Below are 20,648 nucleotides of genomic sequence, written 5' to 3'. Positions count from 1 at the left end.
GCCAACATAAATTTACGGACTTTAACTCTGACCCCTCGTGAGTTTGGGAAGCAGCAACAGCGTCTAGACACAAATACGCCGCACAAACTTACAATGACTTTTGGTGCAACATAGTTCGAGAAAAATGGCCTGACACCTTAACACTACGTGCGTGGGTGCCAGGCCGATAAATTCAAGTAATTAATCAGTAATATGCACAATGCTTATCTTGCCCCGTGCACTTCCGCCAGATGCAAAGCGATGGCGCAAGCGGATAAAACGATTTGCGACCGGTGCAAAATCCTCCACCGTGACAACGCGCATCTTCTGCACTCCATTCACAGAATCATCATATGAAATCAGCCAAAGCTGTTCATTAGAAGACGTCAGGATCATTTCTGCATCGAGGTAAAATAGCTGGCCTGTCTGACTGGCCGGAAGATCTATCTGCCCCAGATTGGTGCTGCCTTGATATATCCGAAAATAGCGATTGCCAGTAGCTGGAGTTGTGTATTCGAATTTCTGCCTTACTTTCACGGACTGCCCCACTTCCAGCGCGTGTGTGGGAAATAATGTTTCGTGAAACAAAATCAGTGTGTCACTATCGTCATCCAATTCTGCATATTTTTCGACACGGCCTATCGGTTGGGGCCCATCAATGCTGCGCAATTGCAAGTTACTTGTTACATGCTTTCGTTTCTGTACAGGTACGTTATTACCAATGACCCTGACTTTTACCGGAACGTCGCGAACAGTATTAGACGCAAAAGCAGGCGCTACAATGGGTGTTTCCAGCGTCCGGACTTCAATGTCATTCATTTCGGCAATTTGCCCGCCTTCATCGGCCACATGGACGTGATAATTTGCTCGGCACCTAATTTGCCCTGTTATCCGGTTGCCACTCGGATAGTGGTAGGGTGTTCCACCAATTACGATGCCATTACAGTTCGGGCTGTTCAGATCAATCTCAAAGCAATGATTAATACCATCTGACAAGCTCATTGTCTGGCCTGTTGTCTGGAACGGGTTATTGACGGCTATACGGCCGTAACCGCCCATTGACCTCTCGCCGACAAGCACTGCCGCAATCGGATCATTCGTGACCTTATCCGCAACAATATCGACACTATAGTCTTCACAGCCATAGGCAGCGTCTATAACCTTGCGCGTTACCGTTCCCCTGCACTTGAAATGGCTTTCCACAAAGAGGTTGGAGATCAACATCGAAGCAGTGTCAGGGCCGGTTCGGATATCCAACTCACACTGGAAAGCAGCACCAAATGCCATAATCCCCCGGTTCGAATTGTTGGGCCGGTGGGAAAATGTGAGACCCTTGATGGATGAACGCTTCACAAAACCCGCCTTGTTACCAACTGGGTCGGTAACAGTACCACTGGGCACCAAAAGCTTTGCAGTGCCATCAAAGGGCATAGTGGTCGGCCGGTGGAGGGTTAGTTCATTTCCGGAAATGCCAACCACTTCGCGCGTGTTAAGATAGTCTGCTCTTTTCCGGTTGGTGCCGCTGCCAGTCAACCACGTGCCTTCAGACATCAATATGACAACATCGCCTACAGAAATTTTTGAAGCGTCCCCAGCATTTGACAACGTAACGTTACTGTTTCCAACTGGCATATCCTCAATATCAATGAAAGCGGATGAAGGTTCGGCGAAAATGGAATGAGTGTCCGCTCCTGAGTAATTACCCATCAAAAAACAGCATGTCGAACCGCTTGCCGCCTGCGTAGTCAACATATTTCGGATGTGGCCATGGCCGCAGATATGTATATGAGAACGCATGAGAAAAGGGCTGTTTACACCATAGATATTGCTTTCATCTTCAAACCATAGTTCTCCACCGCCAAGGAAATGCAATAAATCGAGTGCTGCCTGAATTTTGGGTTGGTTATCTGTGCCGGAAACCGAAAGCGAACTATCCGCTTTTCCACCGAACATTTCGATTTTCAGCCTGTCATATTTGCGTACCCATGCACCGGATGCACCGTCTTGCACGGAATCTTTGGCCACAAATATTCCTTTTTCTGTATCTGCCGCTACCTCACTCGATAGATCGGCTGTTAAATATACAAATTCACCCTCTCGGCCTGCTTCTGTTAGGTACCCACAATCTAGATTGTCTGCGGTATCGCCAGCACTGGCAAGTGCGGCTAGTGTTGGATAGCAATGTTCCATGGTTCTTTCCTTTAAAATTGATTCAAGAAATTTTGAATCGACACACTAATTGTTCATGTTTTGTTTCATGTAGGAAAGTTTTTTAGGCCACTAGTTTACAAAATGCGTGCACACCCCAAACATCCTGTCAATTCCATCCAATTCCCCACCAGCCTGCCCTGCTACATGTAATTCCATGTAAAACGAGGGGTAAACGGGGACAGGGGCCATGCAATATCCTTTTGACAGGTTTCAGGCGCGCATAATGCGTACGCTCACAATCACATTGTTTGATGAAAGCCGGATGGTGATTTCACCCGACCAGGTCGTGGAAAACATCCAGCGGCAGTTCGTACCGGTGAACCGGGCGAAAACGCGCGAAATCGGATTGTCGCTTTATGCCATCATGATCCTGCTCGGCGGGCCGTTTTTCCTGTGGGGTTCGCACGCTTTCAGGCGGCGGCGGGTTGAGCGGCGGCTGCAAAAGACCCGGATCGACCTGTTCCAGGATATCGCCCGGCTGCGCGGGATTATCTATGCCGGCTATTATGGCCATTGGCAGGGCGCATCGGAAGATGACAATGTGGGCAACCCTGTGCTGGACTCGCTCGGCTACACGCTGCCGGGCCACCGGGTCCGGGATGAGAGCGACGACTTGCCTGTTGAAGAGCGAACCGACAAGGACCTGCCCGGCCATGTTTTCGTTCCCGAAGGCGCCCTGCCCGATACGGCCGAAGTCATAGTCATCGGTTCCGGCGCGGGCGGCGCTGTCGCGGCGGCAAACCTTGCCCGGCAGGGATATGAGGTACTCATCATCGAAGCCGGCAGCCATTATCCCTCGTCACGCATCAGCCTGGAAGAATCGCGGATGACCGCGCGGCTGTTCAAGGATGGTGCTGTCCAGACCAGCCGCAACCGCGATATTGTCGTATTCCAGGGACAGGTTGTGGGCGGATCGACTGTCATAAACAACGGCATCTGCCTGCGCGTGAAACAGGCCGGGATGATACATGAGGAGGCCAGTGACGTGCTCGCCAACTGGGCCGCACTGGGCGCACCGGTCCCGGAAAGCGAACTCACATCGGCCTATGCGGATGTGGAGGGCACATTGGGCGTCGCGCCGCTTGATACGCGTATGGGTCGCCATAATGGCCATCATCTGCTGGGTGCCTGGCACAGCTACGCTGCGGCTTCATCCAATCCGCTGGATAGTGCAGCGCCCGCCATGTGGTTCAAAAAGAACTGGCGATCCGACGCCCCCGGCAACAAGTGTGTGTCGTGCGGATATTGCAACACCGGCTGTCCCTATGGGCGCAAGAATGCCATGCCCGAAAGTTACCTGACCATCGCAACAGGCCATGGCGCACGCATCCTTGCCGATGCCAGCGTGTCGCGCATTTTGTGGCAGGACCATCACCGTGCACGCGCCACTGGCGTGGAACTCAGCGTCAATGGCGGACGCAAACAGACCATCCACGCCACCAAAGGCGTGGTCGTGGCGGCGGGCGCGATCGCATCCAGCAATATCCTGCGTGAAAGCGGCCTCAAGCATTCCGGACACGGCATGTCGCTCAATATCGCCTGCCCTGTTCCCGCGCTGATGCCCTATAACGTGCGCGCCTGGGACGAAGACCAGATGGCGACCTATGTCGATCGTGCCGATTTCCTGATCGAAAGCCATTTCCAGCCGCCCATGAGCATGGCCACGTTGGTTCCCGGCTGGTTTGAGGACCATTTCGACCGCATGCTGAATTACAACAAGCTGGCTTCCGCCGGCGTGCTGTTTCCCGCCGACAGGCTGGGCCGCATCAAAAGGGGCAAGCTGCGCTTCGAACTGGGTGATGCTGAACTGGACGTGCTGAGAAGCGCACTGGCCACGCTTACCAAGGTGCATTTTGCAAACGGGGCGCTGGAAGTCTATCCCGCGCTGCTGGTCGGACAGACCCTGCATGCCGGTATGCGTGATGCGGATATTGACGATTTTTACGCGCGCGCAATCGTAGAACCTGACGATGTGGTGCTCTCCAGCTCGCACCCGCAGGGCGGCAATGCCATCAATGCCGACCCGGACAAGGGCGTGATCGACCTCGACCACCGCGTCCATGGCACCGACAATGTCTATGTGTGCGACGCCAGTGTCTTTCCCAGCTGCATCCGCGTCAACGCGCAGCTCACCACCATGGCCATGTCCCACCGCGCCACGCACGGAAAAGCGATTTTCGGTTAAACGTAATAGCAGCGCAAGCCTGTCTTTTCCCTTTCGCCGTCTCCATTGGCAACATGAGCAAAACATGGCATGGCTGTAGGCCAGAATGATGCATTGGGAGGGAAAATGAAATGACTACTGAACTTACTTATCTCGCTTATACCGCACTGCTGACGGCATTGCTGTGGATTCCGTATATTATCGGGCTTGCTTCCAATCATCCCAAGCCCATGCCCGAACGGTTTGCCGATCCGACACTGCCCGAACTGCCAAACTGGGCCAAACGTGCCAACCGCGCGCATATCAATGCAGTCGAAACACTTGCCCCTTTTGCGGTGTTTGTCCTGATCCTCGCCGTTACCGGACAGTTCAATGCAATGACCGCCTTCTGGACCATGCTGTTTTTCTGGGCACGGGTAGCACATGCAGTTATCTACTGGACCGGCATTCCCTACCTTCGCACGCTCGCCTTTCTGGTCGGGTTGATCGCGACAATCGGGCTGTTCTGGGAAGTTGTGAACTAGGAGCAGGGTAACCTCTCCCCCGATCATCAATTGCCAATAGCCAATTACCAATCACCGATTGATAGCGCACGGTAAACGTGGCATGTTAACTGGCTGATGAAACTGTGATGACAATCGCGCGGGGAGAGATACATGTCCAAAAACACATCCAAGCTGGAAAATGAAGCGGCGGAATCCACTATGGCGCTGGGGCCGCTGGTGGGACTTGCCCGTGAAGATTTTGTGGGTGCGATTGGTGTATTGCTACGCGAAACTGCGAGCGATCCTGCGCGCACCATGCGGCATGCGCGAAGTTTTTCAGAAGATGTTGTGAAAATCATGACCGGTAAATCGGACCTTGCGCCTGACCCGAAGGACAAGCGTTTCATGGATGCGGCATGGCAGTACAATCCCTTCTACAAAGCCGGTGCGCAATATTATCTCGCGGTGCAAAAAGGCGTGCACAACTGGATTGAAGAGCTGGAGCTTGACGCTCTGGAAAAGGACCGCGCAAATTTCATTTCCAATATCGTGCTGGATTCACTCAGCCCCACCAACACATTTATCGGCAACCCGAGCGCACAGAAAATGGCGATCAACTCAGGCGGGCTGTCACTCGTGAAGGGCCTGAAAAACGCCTATAATGACATGATGTATAATGACGGCATGGTGTCCCAGGTGGACAAGAAACCGTTCAAGCTGGGCGAAAATATCGCCATTTCACCGGGCAATGTCGTATTCCGCAATGAAATGATGGAACTGGTGCAGTATGCGCCCACCACCGACAAGGTGCATGAGATTCCGCAGCTTACTATCCCGCCGCAGATCAACAAAATGTATATCAACGATCTCAGCCCCGAAAAGAGCATCGTCAAATGGCAGGTCGATAACGGCATCCAGACTTTCGTCATCAGCTGGCGTAATCCGTCCAAGGAGCAGGGTCACTGGGACATGGCGGACTATATCGCATGCTGCCGTGAAGCGATTGACGTGATCTGCGAAATCACCGGCAGCAAAAAAGTGAATGTATCGGGCGGCTGTTCGGGCGGACAGACACTGTCTATGCTGCTATCTAAAATGGAGGCGGAAAAAGACGACCGCATTAATGCGGCGACCATCATGGTCTGCGTACTGCATCCGAAACAGAATGATATTGAGGCAGGGTCGCTGGTCAGCGAAAACGGGCTGGAACTCGCCAAGCAGCGCGCCGCGAAAAAAGGGATTATCGAGGCAACATCGCTGGCTCGGTCCTTTGCATGGCTGCGCCCCAATGACCTGATCTGGAACTATGTCATCAACAACTACCTGCTGGGGCAGGATCCACCGGCATTTGATGTGCTGTACTGGAATGCGGATGCCACCAACCTCTCGGCAGCGCTAATGGGCGATTTCCTGAATATTTATGAAACGCTGGCTTTCGTGAACCACGGCCAGGTCGAGATAGTGGACCATAAGGTCGACATTTCCAAAGTGAAGAATGACCTGTTCATCCTGGGCGGCGTGACTGACCATATTACGCCGTGGCGCGCGACATATCGCTCAACACAGCTATTTGGATCGAAGAACATTGAATATGTGCTGTCGCAATCAGGGCATATGCAGGCGATCCTGAACCCTCCGGGGAACCCGAAAGCGAAATATTTCAAATCGAAAAAGGCGAACCATACGCCTGCCAAGGTTGATGACTGGCTGGAAAGCACAGAGGAAGTCGCCGGCAGCTGGTGGCCTTACTGGATGGAATGGATTCAGAAACGTTCTGGCAAGAAAGTTGCCGCGCCGAAATCAACGGGCAGCAAAAAACACAAGCCGATGGAAAAGGCGCCTGGCACATATGTGGCGGAAGAGGTTTAGCGCTCCCTCCGCTTTTTCCACATCCCCTTTTGACATCGGCCAATTACCTGTTAACCATTCGCTTAAATAGAAACAGATCAACAGGGAAATTATGGCCGCCAAAAAAGCCGCACCGCGTAAAAGCAAGCCTAAAACCAAATCCAGGGCCAAGAAACCCGATCCGTTGCAGGTCACCATGGAAACAGTCGATGGCCGCACACTCAGGGTAGCGCGCTGGCGTTGCCGCCCCGGTGAAAACCCCGAAGGCCATTTACCGATCCTGTTTTTCAATGGCATTGGTGCTAATATGGAAGCGGTCACACCCTTTGCCGAAGCATTGTCCGAGCGGCCCTTCATCATGTTCGACATGCCCGGCACCGGCGGCTCACCCGATCCTGTCATCCCCTATAACGCCATCATCATGGCGCGCATTACCGATGTACTGCTGGACCGGTTCGGAGTCGAAAAAGCCGATGTGGTAGGTGTCAGCTGGGGCGGCGCGATGGCGCAGCATTTTGCGCTTCAGCACCCCGGCCGCGTGAATAAACTCATCCTGATCGCCACCACGGCGGGCATGTTCATGGTGCCCGGAAATCCCAAGGCTTTAAGCAAAATGGCCGACCCGCGCCGCTATATCGACCCCAATTACATGGAAAAGCATTTTGAAACGCTTTACGGCGGTTCACACAAAGGCAAGGACGGTCATGTCTCGCGCATCACGCCGCCGTCCAAACGCGGTTATTTCTATCAGCTGCTAGCCATGCTGGGCTGGACAAGCGCGCCGTTCCTGCCTTTCATGAAGAAGCCAACGCTGATCATGATGGGCGATGATGACCAGATCGTCGTGCCCGCCAATGGCAAAATCCTGAGCAGCCTGATCCCTGACAGCGAACTTGTCATGATCCATGGCGGCGGCCACCTGTTCATGCTCAGCCATGTTGAGGAAACCCTCTCCATCATCCGCGAATTCCTGGACCGGGATGAGAGCGAAGACAAAAAGGCCGCGTGATTACGGGACTTAAACAGCCTGTCTCCCCATGGATGAGGTTTTCTGGCATATAGTGATAGTGTTGTAACAACCCGGAGCAAACCACACTATGCGCCTTCTTTCCCTACCCATCGCCATCGCTCTCCTCACCGCCTGCACCACAGGCGATTCTGCCGCTTCACCACCTGAACCGCGCATGGATATTTCCGGCATGCTTGTGGTCGGCAACAAAGGGGAGAACACCGTCAGCTTTATCGACCTGCAATCCGGCAAGGAACTGGCGCGGGATGCAAGCGGGCCGATGCCGCATGAAATTGCGATTTCACCCGATGGGACGCAGGTCGCGGTGGTCGCCTATGGCGGCAGCAGTATCGATTTTTACGATGCCGCCACGCGCAAACGCACATCGACACTCGATATCTCCCCGAACAGCCGCCCGCACGGCCTTATCTGGCTCAGCGATGGCCGCATCCTCGCCACGACCGAAGGCAGCACGACACTCACCGTCATTTCCGCCCCGGATGATGGGGGAAAACGGCAGATCACGGGCATTGATACAGGCGATGCGGGACATATGGTCGCTGTCACGCCGGATTACGCATATGCCTATACCGCGAATCTTGGTGACGGAACGATCTCGATGGTGAACCTTGAGACAGGCAGCCTTGTGCGCACCGCGCCAGCTGGAGCGGGCGCGGAAGGCATTGCCGTAACAGCCGATGGCAGCGAAGTCTGGGCCTCGGCGCGCGAAACAGATACGGTCTATATTTATGACGCCGCCACGCTGGACAAAAAGGCCGAAGTGAAAGTCGGCCGCTTCCCACTGCGTATCATACGCAGCCCGGATGGCCAGCACATGGTCACATCGAACCTCGCCGATGGCAGCGTGAGTGTCATCAATGTGAAAAACCGTCAGGTCGCACGCACCATCGCGGTTGCGAAAGGCCCGGACAGCAGGCAGGTCACGCTCCTGTTCTCCCGCGATGGTACACGGCTCTATGCCGCGCTCACCGGCCCTGACAAAGTCGCGGAAATCGACTTTGTCAGCGGTAAAGTGGTGCGCCTGCTGGATGCAGGCAGTGACGGTGATGGCCTCGCGATCATTCCCGTCAGGTAAACCGTATCATAGCCCGCGCGCGCGTAATCCACAGGCCCCCTTTCCTTTTTCAAAATAGCCGCTAGCATTCCTTCCGAAAACATGACGGGGAGAGCGTGTATGCGGCATCTGGCGATTATCGGGTCGGGCCCGGCGGGTTATTATACCGCCGAAGCGGCACAGAAAGCCTTTGGCGATGATGTGCATATCGACATTATTGACCGCCTGCCCGTCCCTTACGGCCTGATCCGCTTTGGCGTCGCCCCTGACCATCAATCGATTAAAAACGTGTCGCGACGTTATGAGAAAGTCGCGCTGACCGACAATGTCCGCTTTGTCGGCAATGTCAGCGTCGGCGATGATATCTCTATCGCTGAGCTACAGGAACTCTATGATGCGGTTATCCTCGCCACCGGTGCGCCCAATGACCGCACGCTGGAAATACCAGGCAGCGAGCTTGACGGCGTGATCGGCAGCGCCGCGTTCGTCGGCTGGTATAACGGCCATCCTGATTTTACAGAACTCAATCCGCCACTCGACGGGAAAAACGTGGTGGTAGTCGGCAATGGCAATGTCGCGCTTGATGTCGCGCGCATCCTGGCCAAGACCGAAACCGAATTTGCGGGCAGTGATATTGTCGGCCACGCACTTGAGGCACTCAAAGCCAGCAATGTCGAGAAAATCACCCTGCTCGGCCGGCGCGGGCCTCATCAGATCGCGATGACACCCAAGGAACTGGGCGAACTGGGCAAGCTGACACGTGCCTGCCCGCGCATCAACCCCGATGACATGCCCGATGAAGGCGATGATGCCATGCTCGAACCCGGCATGCGCAAGTCGGTCACACATTTGCGTGCTTATGCTGCAATCCCCGAAGAATACCGCGCCGACAAAAGCGTCGAGATCGACTTTGATTTCTTCGCCATGCCGGTGGAGATACAGGGGGACGGCAAGGTCGAAGCAGTGGTGGTCGAAGAAACCGAGCTCGATACCGATATGCGCTCAAACGGTACCGGCAATCGCACCACCATCCCCTGCGACATGCTGATCAGCTGTATCGGCTATCGCACTCCGCCAATCGAGGGCGTTCCCTATGAACATGGCCGCGGCCGATTTGCGAGCGATGAGGGCCGCATCATGCCCGGCCTCTACTGCGTCGGTTGGGCGAGGCGTGGGCCGACGGGTACAATTGGCACTAACCGGCCCGACGGCTATGCAATCGCCGACATGATCGCCGAAGATATCGGCAATGGTGCAGGCAAACAGGGCCGCGAAGGCCTCGACGCGTTGTTAAAATCCCGCGGCACTGACCTCGTCACCTTCCGCGACTGGAAAAATATCGAACAGGCGGAAATCGGACGCGCCCGCGACGGCGCCCCGCGCGAAAAATTCGTCGATGTCGAGGATATGATCAAGGCACGGGGGGTGATGTGACACGCCGCCGTCTCATATTATTGCTTTTGTGCCTGTTCATCGCCATCAGTTTCCTGGGCGGGTCGGCGATATGGTCTGTTCTGGGTCTGGCTGATGACCTGGATATTGACGGCACGGCAGAAACCGTACGTGCCGCACCGGATCATCTGGGCAATGGATGGGATGCATATGGCGGAGACGGGTTTGGCAACCGCTATTCCAGGGCAGCGGATATTACGCCTGATAATGTCCAGGACCTGGAAGTGGCATGGTCATTCCAGACAGGGGCCCTTGAAGGGCGCAGCGAAGCCGCGCTCCGTCGGGCCGCATTTGAAACCACGCCGATCCTTGTTGAAGACAGTCTGGTTTTCTGTACCCAGTTCCATGAAGTCATAGCGCTTGATCCGGCAACAGGGGCGGAAAAATGGCGCTATGATGCTGCCGTACCCACAGACGGCAAGCCCGCAAACCAGTTTACCTGCCGCGGTGTTTCTTACTGGAAGGATAGCAAGCAGGCTGCGGCGACCCCATGTTCGACGCGCATATTGATGGGAACGGTGGACTCGCGGCTTATTGCCCTTGACGCCAAAACGGGCCGGAAATGCACCGGTTTTGGCGAAGAAGGTGAAGTACACATAAAATCCAGCGTCCCGCTTCGCTGGCCCGGCGAATTCCAGATCACATCGGCACCCGCAATTATCGGCGACACGGTCGTGACCGGTTCCGCAATAGGTGACAACCTGCGTACCCGGGCGCCGCTCGGCACTGTCCATGCCTTTGACATCAGGACCGGAAGGCTGAAATGGACCTTTGATCCCATACCCCGCGATGTGGATGATCCCGCACGGGCATCCTGGGCCGGGAATTCTGCCGATGAAGCGGGACATGCCAATGTCTGGTCCACCATCGCTGTGGATGAAGAACGCGGCCTCGTCTTCCTTCCCACATCCAGCGCGAGTCCCGATTACTATGGCGGCGACCGGGTAGGAGACAATCTCTATGCCAATTCCGTGGTTGCCCTGAACGGGGAAACGGGGGAAGTCGCCTGGCATTTCCAGACAGTCCATCACGATCTGTGGGATTATGACCTGCCTGCCCAACCCGGCCTGTTTGAAGTCTGGCGCGATAGCAAGGCGCATGATGTCGTCGCACAGGTGACAAAAACCGGGCTGGTTTTTGTGCTGGACCGCGATACAGGCAAGCCTTTCCTGCCGATTGAGGAACGCCCGGTTCCACAGGGCGGCGCTGAAGGCGAAACACTTTCCCCCACACAGCCATTTCCGGTGAACACACCGCCTGTCGTTCCGAGCCGTCTGGACCCGGCCGATGCGTTCGGGATCACCCTGTGGGATAAAATGGCTTGTGCAGGCCAGATCAGGGCGCTTCGCAAGGAAGGGCTATTCACACCACCTTCCGAGCAGGGCACACTTGCCTATCCATTCACGGGCGGCGGCGCAAACTGGGGCAGCACAGCGTATGACCCCACACGCAACCTGCTGGTTGTTAACATGAGCAACATTGCCAGTTTTGTGAGGCTGACAAAGCAGACTGGCATGGAGAATCAAGCAGATTCCATCACCGATGGCGCGGAATTCGCACCCATGGAGGACGCCCCCTACACCATGCAGAGGGGGCCGCTTCTTTCACCGCTTGGCCTGCCATGTGTACCCCCGCCATGGGGCGTGATTGCCGGTGTGGACCTGTCGAGCGGTGAGATAGTCTGGCGCAAAACGATCGGCACGACACAGGATCTCGCACCAGGCGGCCTGGCTCTGCCGCTTGGTACACCCAATTTCGGCGGCCCGGTCATTACCGGCTCGGGGCTTGTCTTTATCGGTGCGGCAATGGACAACTACCTGCGTGCCTTTGATGTCGAAACCGGCGCGGAGCTATGGAAAGGACGCCTGCCAGCAGGCGGACAGGCCACGCCGATGACATATGAATATGGCGGGAAGCAATATGTTGTAATAGCCGCAGGTGGGCATAGTTCATCAGGGACAAAGCAAGGCGACCATATCATTGCCTATGCATTGCCGGATTGATTAAAAGCCTGCCCAAACGGTATTTCGACAACACTGCTGCTTGCCGCTATAGTCCATCCAAACAAAAAATCCGGAGACACACGATGCACGACCTTATCATTACCGGCGGGACGATTGTCGATGGCAGCGGGGGTGCGCCGTACAAGGCGGATATCGCGATTGACGGCGACCTGATCTCCCGGATCGGCAGCGATCTGGGTGAGGCGCACGAGGTGATTGACGCGGCGGGGCGCATTGTCACGCCGGGCTTTGTCGATGTGCACACCCATTATGATGGCCAGGCGACCTGGGACGATGAAATGGCTCCGTCAAGCTGGCACGGCGTGACAACGGTGGTGATGGGCAATTGCGGCGTCGGTTTCGCGCCTGCAAAGCCCGACAAACATGACTGGCTGATCGGCCTGATGGAAGGGGTGGAGGATATTCCAGGCGCCGCCCTGTCCGAAGGGATGAGCTGGAACTGGGAGAGTTTCCCCGATTATATGGACGCGCTGGAAGCTATGCCGCGCACCATCGATATCGCCACCCATGTCCCGCACGGCGCGGTGCGTGCCTATGTGATGGGGCAGCGCGGCGCGGACAATGAAGAGCCCACCGAGGACGATATCGCCGCCATGTCGGATATTGTTGAGGAGGGCCTGCGCGCGGGCGCGCTCGGCTTTTCGACATCGCGCACCGTGCTGCACAAATCAATTGATGGTGAGCTGGTCCCCGGCACCACCGCAACTGAGCCCGAACTGGTGGGCCTTGGCCGCGCGATGGGCCGCGTGGGATATGGCGTGTTCGAGCTCACATCCGACCTGCTGCCCGAATGGGATGAATTTGGCTGGATGGGGCGCCTCAGCAAGGAAACCGGGCTGCCGGTAAGCTTTTCGATGCTGCAATCGCCAGTCAAGCAGATGTCGTGGCAGGACCAGATGGCCTCGACCAAAGCCGCCAATGATGATGGCGCGAATATTGTGGCGCAGATTGGACTGCGCGGCATTGGCGTTATCATGAACTGGCGCGGCACCGTGCATCCCTTCATGATGAAACCGAGCTGGCAGGAAATCGAAAACCTGCCCTGGAAAGAGCAGTACGCGAAACTTTCCGATCCGGCATTCAAGGCGATCCTGCTGGCCGAAGAGAACCTGCCGCCGCCCTCCCCCGATATGGCGGCATTTTTCATGCTGGTGACCGCGGCATGGGCGATGCAGTTCCCGCTCGGTGAAGACTTTTCCTATGAACCCACCCGCGAGGAAAGCGTTTTCGGCTTTGCACAAGGCGCGGGGAAAGACCCGCAGGCATATGCCTATGACCAGCTGATGTCAGATAATGGTGATGGCCTTATCTACCTGCCGATCCTGAACTACATGGACGGCAATCTCGATTTCACCCGTGACCTGCTGGAACGGGAGGATATTGTCGTTTCGCTGTCCGATGGCGGCGCGCATTGCGGCACGATCTGTGACGCCGCGGCGCCAACATTCCTGCTTAGCCACTGGACACGCGACCGCGACCGCGGGACGGTAGATATGCCACTGGCTATAAAGCGCCAATGCCACGACACCGCGCGGCTATATGGCCTGAATGACCGGGGCCTTTTGAGGCCCGGTTATCTCGCCGATATAAACGTGATTGATTATGCGAACCTGCGCCTTGAAAAGCCCTATCTGGCATTCGACCTGCCCGCGGGCGGCAAGCGCTTCCTGCAAAAAGCGAGCGGCTATGACGTGACGGTAAAGTCAGGCGTAGTGACATTCTGCAGCGGTGAAGTCACCAAGGCCCGCCCCGGCGGCCTGATCCGTGGTCCGCAGAGCGTGGCAGCGAAAGAGGCGGCGGAGTGATGTAAACCTCTCCCACAGGAGAGGTGCCCTTTTTATACCCGCATAGGCATTAGCACATACAGCGCTTCGGACTTTTCATTTTCGCGGATCAACGTGGGTGCGCTGGCATCGGCTAGATGAAGCTCCACGCTGTCGCTTGCGACTTCGGCCAGGATATCAAGCAGGTAGCGGGCGTTGAAACCGATTTCAAAACCGTCACTCTTGTAATCGCCTGACACTTCTTCTGCTGCCGTGCCATTTTCAGGAGAGGTGACGGACAATGTAATCTTGTCGGTATCCAGCGCCATTTTAACCGCGCGGGTTTTTTCCGACGCAATCGTGGCGACACGGTCAACCGAGGCCTGCAGCGCCTTGGGATCAATCTTGAGCAGCTTGTCATTGCCGGTCGGAATAACGCGGCTGTAATCGGGGAATGTCCCGTCGATCAGCTTCGATGTCAGGATCGCGCTGCCCATGGTGAAGCGGATCTTGCTCGCCGATAGGTCAATCAGGACGTTCTTGTCGCCCCGCTCACCCAGCAACTTGTGCAGTTCCGCCACGCATTTGCGCGGCACGATCACATCGGGCATGCCGTCGGCGCCATCGGGTCGGTCCAGCGTTACGCGCGCCAGACGATGGCCGTCGGTCGCGGCGGCTTTCAGCACTGCACGATCGTCATCATCGGCGACGTGCAGGAAAATGCCATTGAGATAGTAACGCGTTTCCTCGGTCGAAATCGCAAAACGCGTTTTTTCGATCAGGTTGACAAGCTCCGCCGCCGGCAGTTCAAAACTGGTCGGCAAGTCGCCTTCGGCAATCATCGGAAAATCGTCGCGCGGCAGGGTCGGCAGACTGAAGCGGCTGCGGCCCGCTTTTACCAGCATCTTGCCATCCGCCGCATCAAGCAGCACTTCGCTGCCTTCGGGCAGCTTGCGGGCAATTTCAAACAATGTATGCGCTGACACGGTAATAGAACCTGCGGTTTCCACCGCCGATGCGCTCATCGTTTCGACAATCTGCAGGTCAAGGTCAGTCGCCATAAAGCGCAGGCTGCCATCCTCACCCGCTTCGATCAGGACGTTGGACAGGATAGGAATGGTGTTGCGCCGTTCCACAACCGACTGCACATGGCTCAGGCTCTTGAGCAGTGTCGCGCGTTCAATTGTCGCCTTCATGGAAATCCCCTAGACTTAAGCTTTCATCCGGCCATTTCATGCGCCGAACAATGAATATGGTGTGCAGGCTCGTTCCCATCAAGAGAATCCCGCATGGACATCCTTACCAACTCTGCTTTTCGGGGCAAGCATGTAGCCGCGATATGGCGAGTTAATTGTGGAAAAAACCTTTATCATGAAACTGTGGCAACAAAACCCTCTATCCGCCAAGGAAGAGAGGTCTATATCCACAATCGCTGTTGCAATTTGGTGCATAGGCCGCAAAAGATGGCAGCATGCCATCTCCTTCCCCCTATCCGGTCAAAGGCCGCTTCTTTATTGCCCGTCATGGTGAAACAGTCTTCAACGCTGCTGCGCGGTTGCAGGGTGATGCGCTACACACGCCGCTGACCCGTGCAGGCTTTGTGCAGGCCGATACCATGGGCAAAGAGCTGCGGGCATATCTGGGCGCCACACCCGATATCGAACTGCATGTCTCCAGCGCCGGACGCGCGCTGCAAACACTTGCAATTATTGCCGAACATCTGGAACTTGACTGGCACAGCGCGCGGGGTGATGACCGGCTGAAAGAGATTGGCATGGGCAGCTATGGCGGCAAATATTACGCGTATGTCGCGGAAAATTACGGCGATATTATAGACCGCGAAACCATGTTGCTACGCCCCGCTCCCGATGGCGAAAATTACGTGCAGATTGCAGACCGCCTGAAAGGCTGGCTCGGGTCGCTGGAGGACAATGCCGCTGACCGGTTGGTCATCATGCACGGTATTTCCAGCCGTGTGCTGCGCGGGATATTATGCGGCCTGCCAGGCAATCCCGATTATGGCGCACCAATCGCAGGCAGCCTGACCCAAGGGTCGGTCGTGTGCATTGAAAATGGCACAGAGCGGGTGACTATCGAAGGCCAGGGCGGGCAGCGGGCATGAAGAGACGGTTGCTCCTTGCATTTATCGCCATATTGGCTTCTTTCGCCCCCGCGCTTGCAAAAGATAATCTGGGAATATTCGAAAGCTGGGGCGCATTTCGCGATGCGGGTGCACCGCGCTGCTATGCCATTGCGGAGCCGCAGCTGTCGCGCGGGAAAGCCGCCTATACCCCCTATGTGTCGGTAGGATACTGGCCAAAACGCGGTGTGCGCGGGCAACTGCATTTCCGGTTGAGCCGCAACATGGCACAAGGCGCGAAAATCGACCTGCGCATCCGAAACAAGCATTTCACCCTGACCGGTGGCGGCGCCGATGTCTGGGCGGCGGACAAAGCCATGGACGCCGCGATTACCGCCGCAATGCGCTCAGGCGGTAATATGCGTGTGCTGGTCCGCGGCGCAGATGGCCGTATGGTGCGCGATGACTATAGGCTTCGCGGTGCAGCCACCGCTATGGATGCCGCCGCGCTGGCATGCGCCAAAACACGCTGATATCTTTACACAGGTATTTTCACACTGGCATATTACTGGGCGTTTTGCGGCAGGCCATCGCCGATATCATAATAATCACCCTTGTCCGCGACATAGATATGCGATTCCAGCTGTGTACCACTTGGTGTATCAAACGCGCCCATTGCTACAGCGGTGCGTGGATGGTGGATTGGGTCCCAGAAAAGATAGGAACCACAGGTTTTGCAAAACCCGCGGCGCACCTTTTCGGACGCCTGATACCAGGTAATATTGTCCGCCCCAGTGATGGTCAGCCGCTCTTCCGGAACATCGGTTGAGGCCCAGACATGCCCCGACTGCTTTCGGCACTGCGAGCAATGACACGCATCGGGCGGCGCGAGTTCGCCCTCCACCTTGATGGTAATGGCCCCGCACAGGCATGATCCTTTTGGCATGTTTGTTCTCCTATGTACCGTAACCTGTTACCTGCCGAACATTGTCCCTATGAAAATGCCCCGCTCAATGCAGTCGCTGCAGCAACCAGTAAGGCCCATAGATGGGCTGGTTTCAGTGCTCCTACCAATTCTGCTGTTGTCATCGTTGAGGGATCAAAATTGTCATTAGGGATCTTGCCACCTTCTTCTTCCAAATTCAGAAGTGACAGACGTTCTTGCCAACTTCCCATAAGGCCAGAAAAGGCAGCTGAATTCAACGACTCCGCGGAAATATCAAGGCTATGGACGTACCAATCATTGCCTTTTTCCAGTAACCCCTCACATTTTAGTTTCTCATCAACCAAAACCAGAAGCGGTAGTTTACGGCTATATGCCATCGCGGCTTCTATCTGATTCCAAGCCGTTGGAAAGCTTATTGCTTTTAACTCTTTCTCCCTGTCGGAATCTGGTCGTTCGACGCCGTTGGGGAAATGATACCTTTCAAGGGCAAGAACAACAGCTCCTGCGCATTTGTCCATCACTTCTGATACGGCTTTCAATGGCGCTTCAGTACTGAATGTGTTTCTACCTATTGTATGCGGGTTTAAGCCTGCAGCTCTAAGCCTTGCTTCAACAAGACTCACAAATTCTTCCTGCTTAGCGCTCAATCCTGTACCCACACTCACGAATACATCCATTACAATCTCCTCTGCCGGGCTATTATTATGGCATACAGGCTTACTGCATCAAATTTGTTTTTCTGCATCCCCGCGTCTTCATGCGCAACATTACACACCGCTTCCATTTCGCCACCCCCTCCCCTATATGCCTTTCATGCAGATTCCCGGCCATATCGACCCTGTTCCCGTACCCCGTAATGTCACGCCCCGCGCTGACAGGCGAGTGGACCTGATGGGCCTCGCCAAGGCGCAGATACGCGAACTGTTTGCCGAGGCGGGTCTGGACGCAAAACAGGCCAAGCTGCGCTCAAAACAGGTGTTCCACTGGATATACCATCGCGGCATTTCTGACTTTGAAGCAATGACAGATATGTCCAAAACGTTGCGGCCGTGGCTGGATGCGCGCTTTGTGATTGATCGGCCGGAAGTGGTCGAAGCGCAGATTTCCGAAGACGGCACGCGCAAATGGCTGCTGCGCACGGCGGACGCCCAGGATTATGAAATGGTCTTCATTCCCGATGCGGACCGCGGCACTTTGTGCATATCCAGCCAGGTTGGCTGCACGTTAAACTGCACATTTTGCCACACTGGCACGATGCGGCTGGTACGTAATCTGACCCCCGGTGAAATTGTCGGACAGGTGATGCTGGCTCGTGATGCGCTGGGCGAATGGCCGCGCGGCAATATGGATCTGAGCGAGGATGAGAGCGAGGATACTTATCGCGCCGACGGCCGCATGCTCACCAATATCGTGCTGATGGGCATGGGCGAGCCGCTTTATAATTTCGACAATGTCCGCGACGCGATGGCAGTGGTGATGGACGGTGAAGGCCTGTCGCTGTCGAAACGCCGCATCACGCTTTCGACCAGCGGTGTGGTGCCGATGATGGAAAAGGCGGGCGAAGAAATTGGCGTGAACCTCGCTGTCTCCCTCCATGCTGTGACCAAGGATATCCGCGACGAAATCGTGCCGATTAACAAGAAATACGGGATTGAAGAACTGCTCGAGGCATGCGCCGCCTATCCCGGTGCCAATAATGCGCGGCGGATCACGTTCGAATATGTGATGCTGAAAGACAAGAATGACAGCGATGAGGACGCGCGCGAACTGGTGCGGCTTATAAAACGCTACGGCTTGCCCGCAAAGGTCAACCTGATCCCGTTCAATCCATGGCCGGGTGCGGTGTATGAATGTTCGGAGCCGGAACGGATCAAGGCGTTTTCCAAGATTATCTTCGACGCCGGTATCAGCGCGCCGGTGCGCACACCGCGCGGCCGCGATATCGACGCCGCGTGCGGGCAGCTGAAAACCGCCGCTACCAAACTGAGCCGCGCGGAGCGCGACCGGCTGGAGACCGAAGCAGCGGGGTAACTATTTGCCCCTGCCAACCAGTTCGTCATTTGCATGATTTCTGATCCGCTGTAACCAACCACTGGAAATCACCGAATAGCCCACTATGCTGGGGAAGATGGATAGCGACATGAAACAGCCGCACAGCAGGGCAGAGCCGAAACACCGGCTCATGACGCGGCTGTGGCACTGGGTGAACGCGGCGGCGCTCATCATCCTGTTTATGAGCGGGCTCAATATCTTCAATGCGCATCCGCGGCTTTACTGGGGCAGCTATGGTAGCTGGGGCGATCCGGCCTGGTTGCAATTGTCGCGCTTTCCCGGCTGGGCGACCATTCCGGGTTATTACAGCCTGGCCGATGCGCGGATGTGGCATTTTTTCTTTGCGTGGGTGCTCGCCCTGTCGCTGCTCGTTTTTATGGTCGTATCGCTTATCAACCGGCATTTTCAGCGCGACGTGCATATCACGCGAAACGAATGGCGCTGGTCCACGCTCCGCAGCGATATTGCGCAGCACCTGCGCGGAAACTTTACCCATGGCGGCGGTACATATAACGTGTTGCAGAAAATCACCTATGCGGTGGTGCTGTTCGTGGCGTTGCCACTCATGATATTTACCGGCCTCACCATGTCGCCCGCCATGGCCGCGAACTGGCCATGGCTGCTCGATATATTTGGCGGGCGTCAGTCGGCACGTTCAATTCATTTCATCGTGACATGGGCGCTGTTCGCGTTCTTTGTGCTGCATATCGCCCTGGTGTTGCTGTCCGGTCCGCTGCGGCAGGTGCGGGACATGATTACCGGCGGCACGCGCGAACCGGAGGAGCACATATAATGGCCCGGCACCTGACCCGCCGAACGCTGCTCACGTCTTCCGCGCTACTGGCCGGCGGCATGCTCAGCGGATGCGGGCGCGAATTTCACAAAAGCGAGACTGTACGCAAGATATTGGGCAGCGCAGAAAATGCCAATTTTGCGGTGCAACGCGCGCTGGGCGACCGAATGCAGCTTGCCCGTGAATATGACGAAGCCGATATCTCGCCCGATTTTCAAGGCAATGGTACCACCAACCCCGCCACGGCAGAATATGATGCCATGGCAGCAAATGGCTTTGCGGACTGGCGGCTGGAGCTGACCGGCCTGTTCACACGCCCACAGGCTTTTTCCATGGCGCAGCTGCGCGCCATGCCGCAGCGCACCCAGATAACCCGGCATGACTGTGTCGAAGGATGGAGCGCAATCGGCAAATGGACCGGAGTGCCGCTCAAGCTGTTGCTGGATAAGGCGGGGCTGGAAAAAAGCGCCAATTACCTTGTCTTTCACTGTGCCGACCGGTTGTCCGGCGTGCGCTATTATGAAAGCATCGACCTGATCGATGCCTATCACCCGCAGACTATCATGGCGCACCGGCTGAATGACGCGGAAGTACCAGTTAAAAATGGCGCACCATTGCGGCTGCGCGTTGAACGGCAACTGGGTTACAAGCACGCCAAATATGTGCAGCAGATTGAGGCTGTGGAAAGCCTCGGCAATATGTACGGGGGCAAAGGCGGCTATTGGGAAGATGTCGGTAATTATGCATGGTATGCGGGGATTTAGGAG

Annotated in this window: 17 protein-coding genes; 13 read left to right on the top strand and 4 right to left on the bottom strand. The window is 55.9% G+C overall.

Annotated features, from left to right (window positions below; genetic code table 11):
* Positions 1-180 precede the first annotated feature (180 nt).
* Positions 181-2,169: a hypothetical protein gene (locus G6Q15_RS05405; protein ID WP_205518091.1), complete on the bottom strand. Its 1,989-nt coding sequence runs from the start codon at positions 2,167-2,169 to the stop codon at positions 181-183.
* A 244-nt stretch (positions 2,170-2,413) separates the two neighbouring features.
* On the opposite strand from G6Q15_RS05405, the gene G6Q15_RS05400 reads away from it, so the two are divergent.
* From G6Q15_RS05400 to G6Q15_RS05365, 8 genes are all read left to right on the top strand, one after another.
* Positions 2,414-4,375 carry a GMC family oxidoreductase gene (locus G6Q15_RS05400; protein ID WP_240330759.1) on the top strand — a complete coding sequence of 654 codons (1,962 nt, stop codon included), beginning with the start codon at positions 2,414-2,416 and terminating at the stop codon, positions 4,373-4,375.
* Between the two features lie 110 nt (positions 4,376-4,485).
* The gene (locus tag G6Q15_RS05395; RefSeq protein ID WP_164116440.1) at positions 4,486-4,878 is read left to right on the top strand and encodes an MAPEG family protein; all 393 of its coding nucleotides are present in this window, start codon (positions 4,486-4,488) and stop codon (positions 4,876-4,878) included.
* A gap of 132 nt (positions 4,879-5,010) precedes the next feature.
* Positions 5,011-6,708, top strand: coding sequence for an alpha/beta fold hydrolase (locus G6Q15_RS05390; RefSeq protein WP_164116437.1), 1,698 nt, complete (start codon positions 5,011-5,013; stop codon positions 6,706-6,708).
* 91 nt (positions 6,709-6,799) lie between these two features.
* Entirely contained in the window at positions 6,800-7,696 is an 897-nt protein-coding gene (locus G6Q15_RS05385; protein WP_240330758.1) for an alpha/beta fold hydrolase, read from the top strand.
* Between the two features lie 88 nt (positions 7,697-7,784).
* Positions 7,785-8,792 (top strand): YncE family protein, encoded by a 1,008-nt coding sequence (locus tag G6Q15_RS05380; protein WP_164116435.1) that lies wholly within the window; start codon positions 7,785-7,787, stop codon positions 8,790-8,792.
* A 99-nt stretch (positions 8,793-8,891) separates the two neighbouring features.
* A complete protein-coding gene (locus G6Q15_RS05375; protein ID WP_164116433.1) occupies positions 8,892-10,205 on the top strand; it encodes an FAD-dependent oxidoreductase in 1,314 nt (437 codons plus the stop codon).
* Positions 10,202-12,226: a pyrroloquinoline quinone-dependent dehydrogenase gene (locus G6Q15_RS05370; RefSeq protein WP_164116431.1), complete on the top strand. Its 2,025-nt coding sequence runs from the start codon at positions 10,202-10,204 to the stop codon at positions 12,224-12,226. Before G6Q15_RS05375 ends, G6Q15_RS05370 begins: the two co-directional genes overlap by 4 nt.
* Positions 12,227-12,309: 83 nt before the next feature.
* A complete protein-coding gene (locus tag G6Q15_RS05365) occupies positions 12,310-14,052 on the top strand; it encodes a D-aminoacylase (protein WP_164116430.1) in 1,743 nt (580 codons plus the stop codon).
* A gap of 32 nt (positions 14,053-14,084) precedes the next feature.
* Here the strand turns inward: G6Q15_RS05365 and dnaN are convergent, their stop codons facing one another.
* Entirely contained in the window at positions 14,085-15,206 is a 1,122-nt protein-coding gene (gene dnaN, locus G6Q15_RS05360; RefSeq protein WP_164116428.1) for a DNA polymerase III subunit beta, read from the bottom strand.
* Between the two features lie 275 nt (positions 15,207-15,481).
* On the opposite strand from dnaN, the gene G6Q15_RS05355 reads away from it, so the two are divergent.
* On the top strand, positions 15,482-16,132 hold the full coding sequence (locus G6Q15_RS05355) for a histidine phosphatase family protein (RefSeq protein ID WP_164116426.1): 651 nt from the start codon (positions 15,482-15,484) through the stop codon (positions 16,130-16,132).
* The gene (locus tag G6Q15_RS05350) at positions 16,129-16,623 is read left to right on the top strand and encodes a hypothetical protein (RefSeq protein ID WP_164116424.1); all 495 of its coding nucleotides are present in this window, start codon (positions 16,129-16,131) and stop codon (positions 16,621-16,623) included. The genes G6Q15_RS05355 and G6Q15_RS05350 overlap by 4 nt, the downstream gene beginning before the upstream one ends.
* A gap of 32 nt (positions 16,624-16,655) precedes the next feature.
* On the opposite strand, the gene G6Q15_RS05345 is transcribed toward G6Q15_RS05350, so the two are convergent.
* Entirely contained in the window at positions 16,656-17,036 is a 381-nt protein-coding gene (locus tag G6Q15_RS05345) for a GFA family protein (RefSeq protein ID WP_164116422.1), read from the bottom strand.
* A gap of 47 nt (positions 17,037-17,083) precedes the next feature.
* Positions 17,084-17,713, bottom strand: coding sequence for a hypothetical protein (locus G6Q15_RS05340; RefSeq protein WP_164116420.1), 630 nt, complete (start codon positions 17,711-17,713; stop codon positions 17,084-17,086).
* A 136-nt stretch (positions 17,714-17,849) separates the two neighbouring features.
* Here G6Q15_RS05340 and rlmN point away from each other — a divergent pair, with 136 nt between their 5' ends.
* From rlmN to G6Q15_RS05325, 3 genes are all read left to right on the top strand, one after another.
* Positions 17,850-19,067, top strand: a complete 1,218-nt coding sequence (rlmN, locus tag G6Q15_RS05335; RefSeq protein ID WP_240330757.1) for a 23S rRNA (adenine(2503)-C(2))-methyltransferase RlmN — start codon at positions 17,850-17,852, stop codon at positions 19,065-19,067.
* A gap of 109 nt (positions 19,068-19,176) precedes the next feature.
* Positions 19,177-19,881: a cytochrome b/b6 domain-containing protein gene (locus tag G6Q15_RS05330; protein ID WP_164116416.1), complete on the top strand. Its 705-nt coding sequence runs from the start codon at positions 19,177-19,179 to the stop codon at positions 19,879-19,881.
* Positions 19,881-20,645 (top strand): molybdopterin-dependent oxidoreductase, encoded by a 765-nt coding sequence (locus G6Q15_RS05325; RefSeq protein ID WP_164116414.1) that lies wholly within the window; start codon positions 19,881-19,883, stop codon positions 20,643-20,645. Before G6Q15_RS05330 ends, G6Q15_RS05325 begins: the two co-directional genes overlap by 1 nt.
* The last annotated feature ends 3 nt before the right edge of the window (positions 20,646-20,648 follow it).

It is taken from the genome of Sphingorhabdus sp. Alg239-R122, assembly GCF_900537065.1.
Classification (GTDB): domain Bacteria; phylum Pseudomonadota; class Alphaproteobacteria; order Sphingomonadales; family Sphingomonadaceae; genus Alg239-R122.
Note: the sequence above shows the minus strand (reverse complement) of the source record. Positions and strands in the feature narration are given on the sequence as shown.

Excerpts from the sequence above, each read along its gene's own strand:
- G6Q15_RS05405 (WP_205518091.1), bottom strand. The coding sequence starts at position 2,169 with ATGGAACATTGCTATCCAACACTAGCCGCACTTGCCAGTGCTGGCGAT.
- G6Q15_RS05400 (WP_240330759.1), top strand. The coding sequence starts at position 2,414 with ATGCGTACGCTCACAATCACATTGTTTGATGAAAGCCGGATGGTGATT.
- G6Q15_RS05395 (WP_164116440.1), top strand. The coding sequence starts at position 4,486 with ATGACTACTGAACTTACTTATCTCGCTTATACCGCACTGCTGACGGCA.
- G6Q15_RS05390 (WP_164116437.1), top strand. The coding sequence starts at position 5,011 with ATGTCCAAAAACACATCCAAGCTGGAAAATGAAGCGGCGGAATCCACT.
- G6Q15_RS05385 (WP_240330758.1), top strand. The coding sequence starts at position 6,800 with ATGGCCGCCAAAAAAGCCGCACCGCGTAAAAGCAAGCCTAAAACCAAA.
- G6Q15_RS05380 (WP_164116435.1), top strand. The coding sequence starts at position 7,785 with ATGCGCCTTCTTTCCCTACCCATCGCCATCGCTCTCCTCACCGCCTGC.
- G6Q15_RS05375 (WP_164116433.1), top strand. The coding sequence starts at position 8,892 with ATGCGGCATCTGGCGATTATCGGGTCGGGCCCGGCGGGTTATTATACC.
- G6Q15_RS05365 (WP_164116430.1), top strand. The coding sequence starts at position 12,310 with ATGCACGACCTTATCATTACCGGCGGGACGATTGTCGATGGCAGCGGG.
- dnaN (WP_164116428.1), bottom strand. The coding sequence starts at position 15,206 with ATGAAGGCGACAATTGAACGCGCGACACTGCTCAAGAGCCTGAGCCAT.
- G6Q15_RS05355 (WP_164116426.1), top strand. The coding sequence starts at position 15,482 with ATGCCATCTCCTTCCCCCTATCCGGTCAAAGGCCGCTTCTTTATTGCC.
- G6Q15_RS05350 (WP_164116424.1), top strand. The coding sequence starts at position 16,129 with ATGAAGAGACGGTTGCTCCTTGCATTTATCGCCATATTGGCTTCTTTC.
- G6Q15_RS05345 (WP_164116422.1), bottom strand. The coding sequence starts at position 17,036 with ATGCCAAAAGGATCATGCCTGTGCGGGGCCATTACCATCAAGGTGGAG.
- G6Q15_RS05340 (WP_164116420.1), bottom strand. The coding sequence starts at position 17,713 with ATGGATGTATTCGTGAGTGTGGGTACAGGATTGAGCGCTAAGCAGGAA.
- rlmN (WP_240330757.1), top strand. The coding sequence starts at position 17,850 with ATGCAGATTCCCGGCCATATCGACCCTGTTCCCGTACCCCGTAATGTC.
- G6Q15_RS05330 (WP_164116416.1), top strand. The coding sequence starts at position 19,177 with ATGAAACAGCCGCACAGCAGGGCAGAGCCGAAACACCGGCTCATGACG.
- G6Q15_RS05325 (WP_164116414.1), top strand. The coding sequence starts at position 19,881 with ATGGCCCGGCACCTGACCCGCCGAACGCTGCTCACGTCTTCCGCGCTA.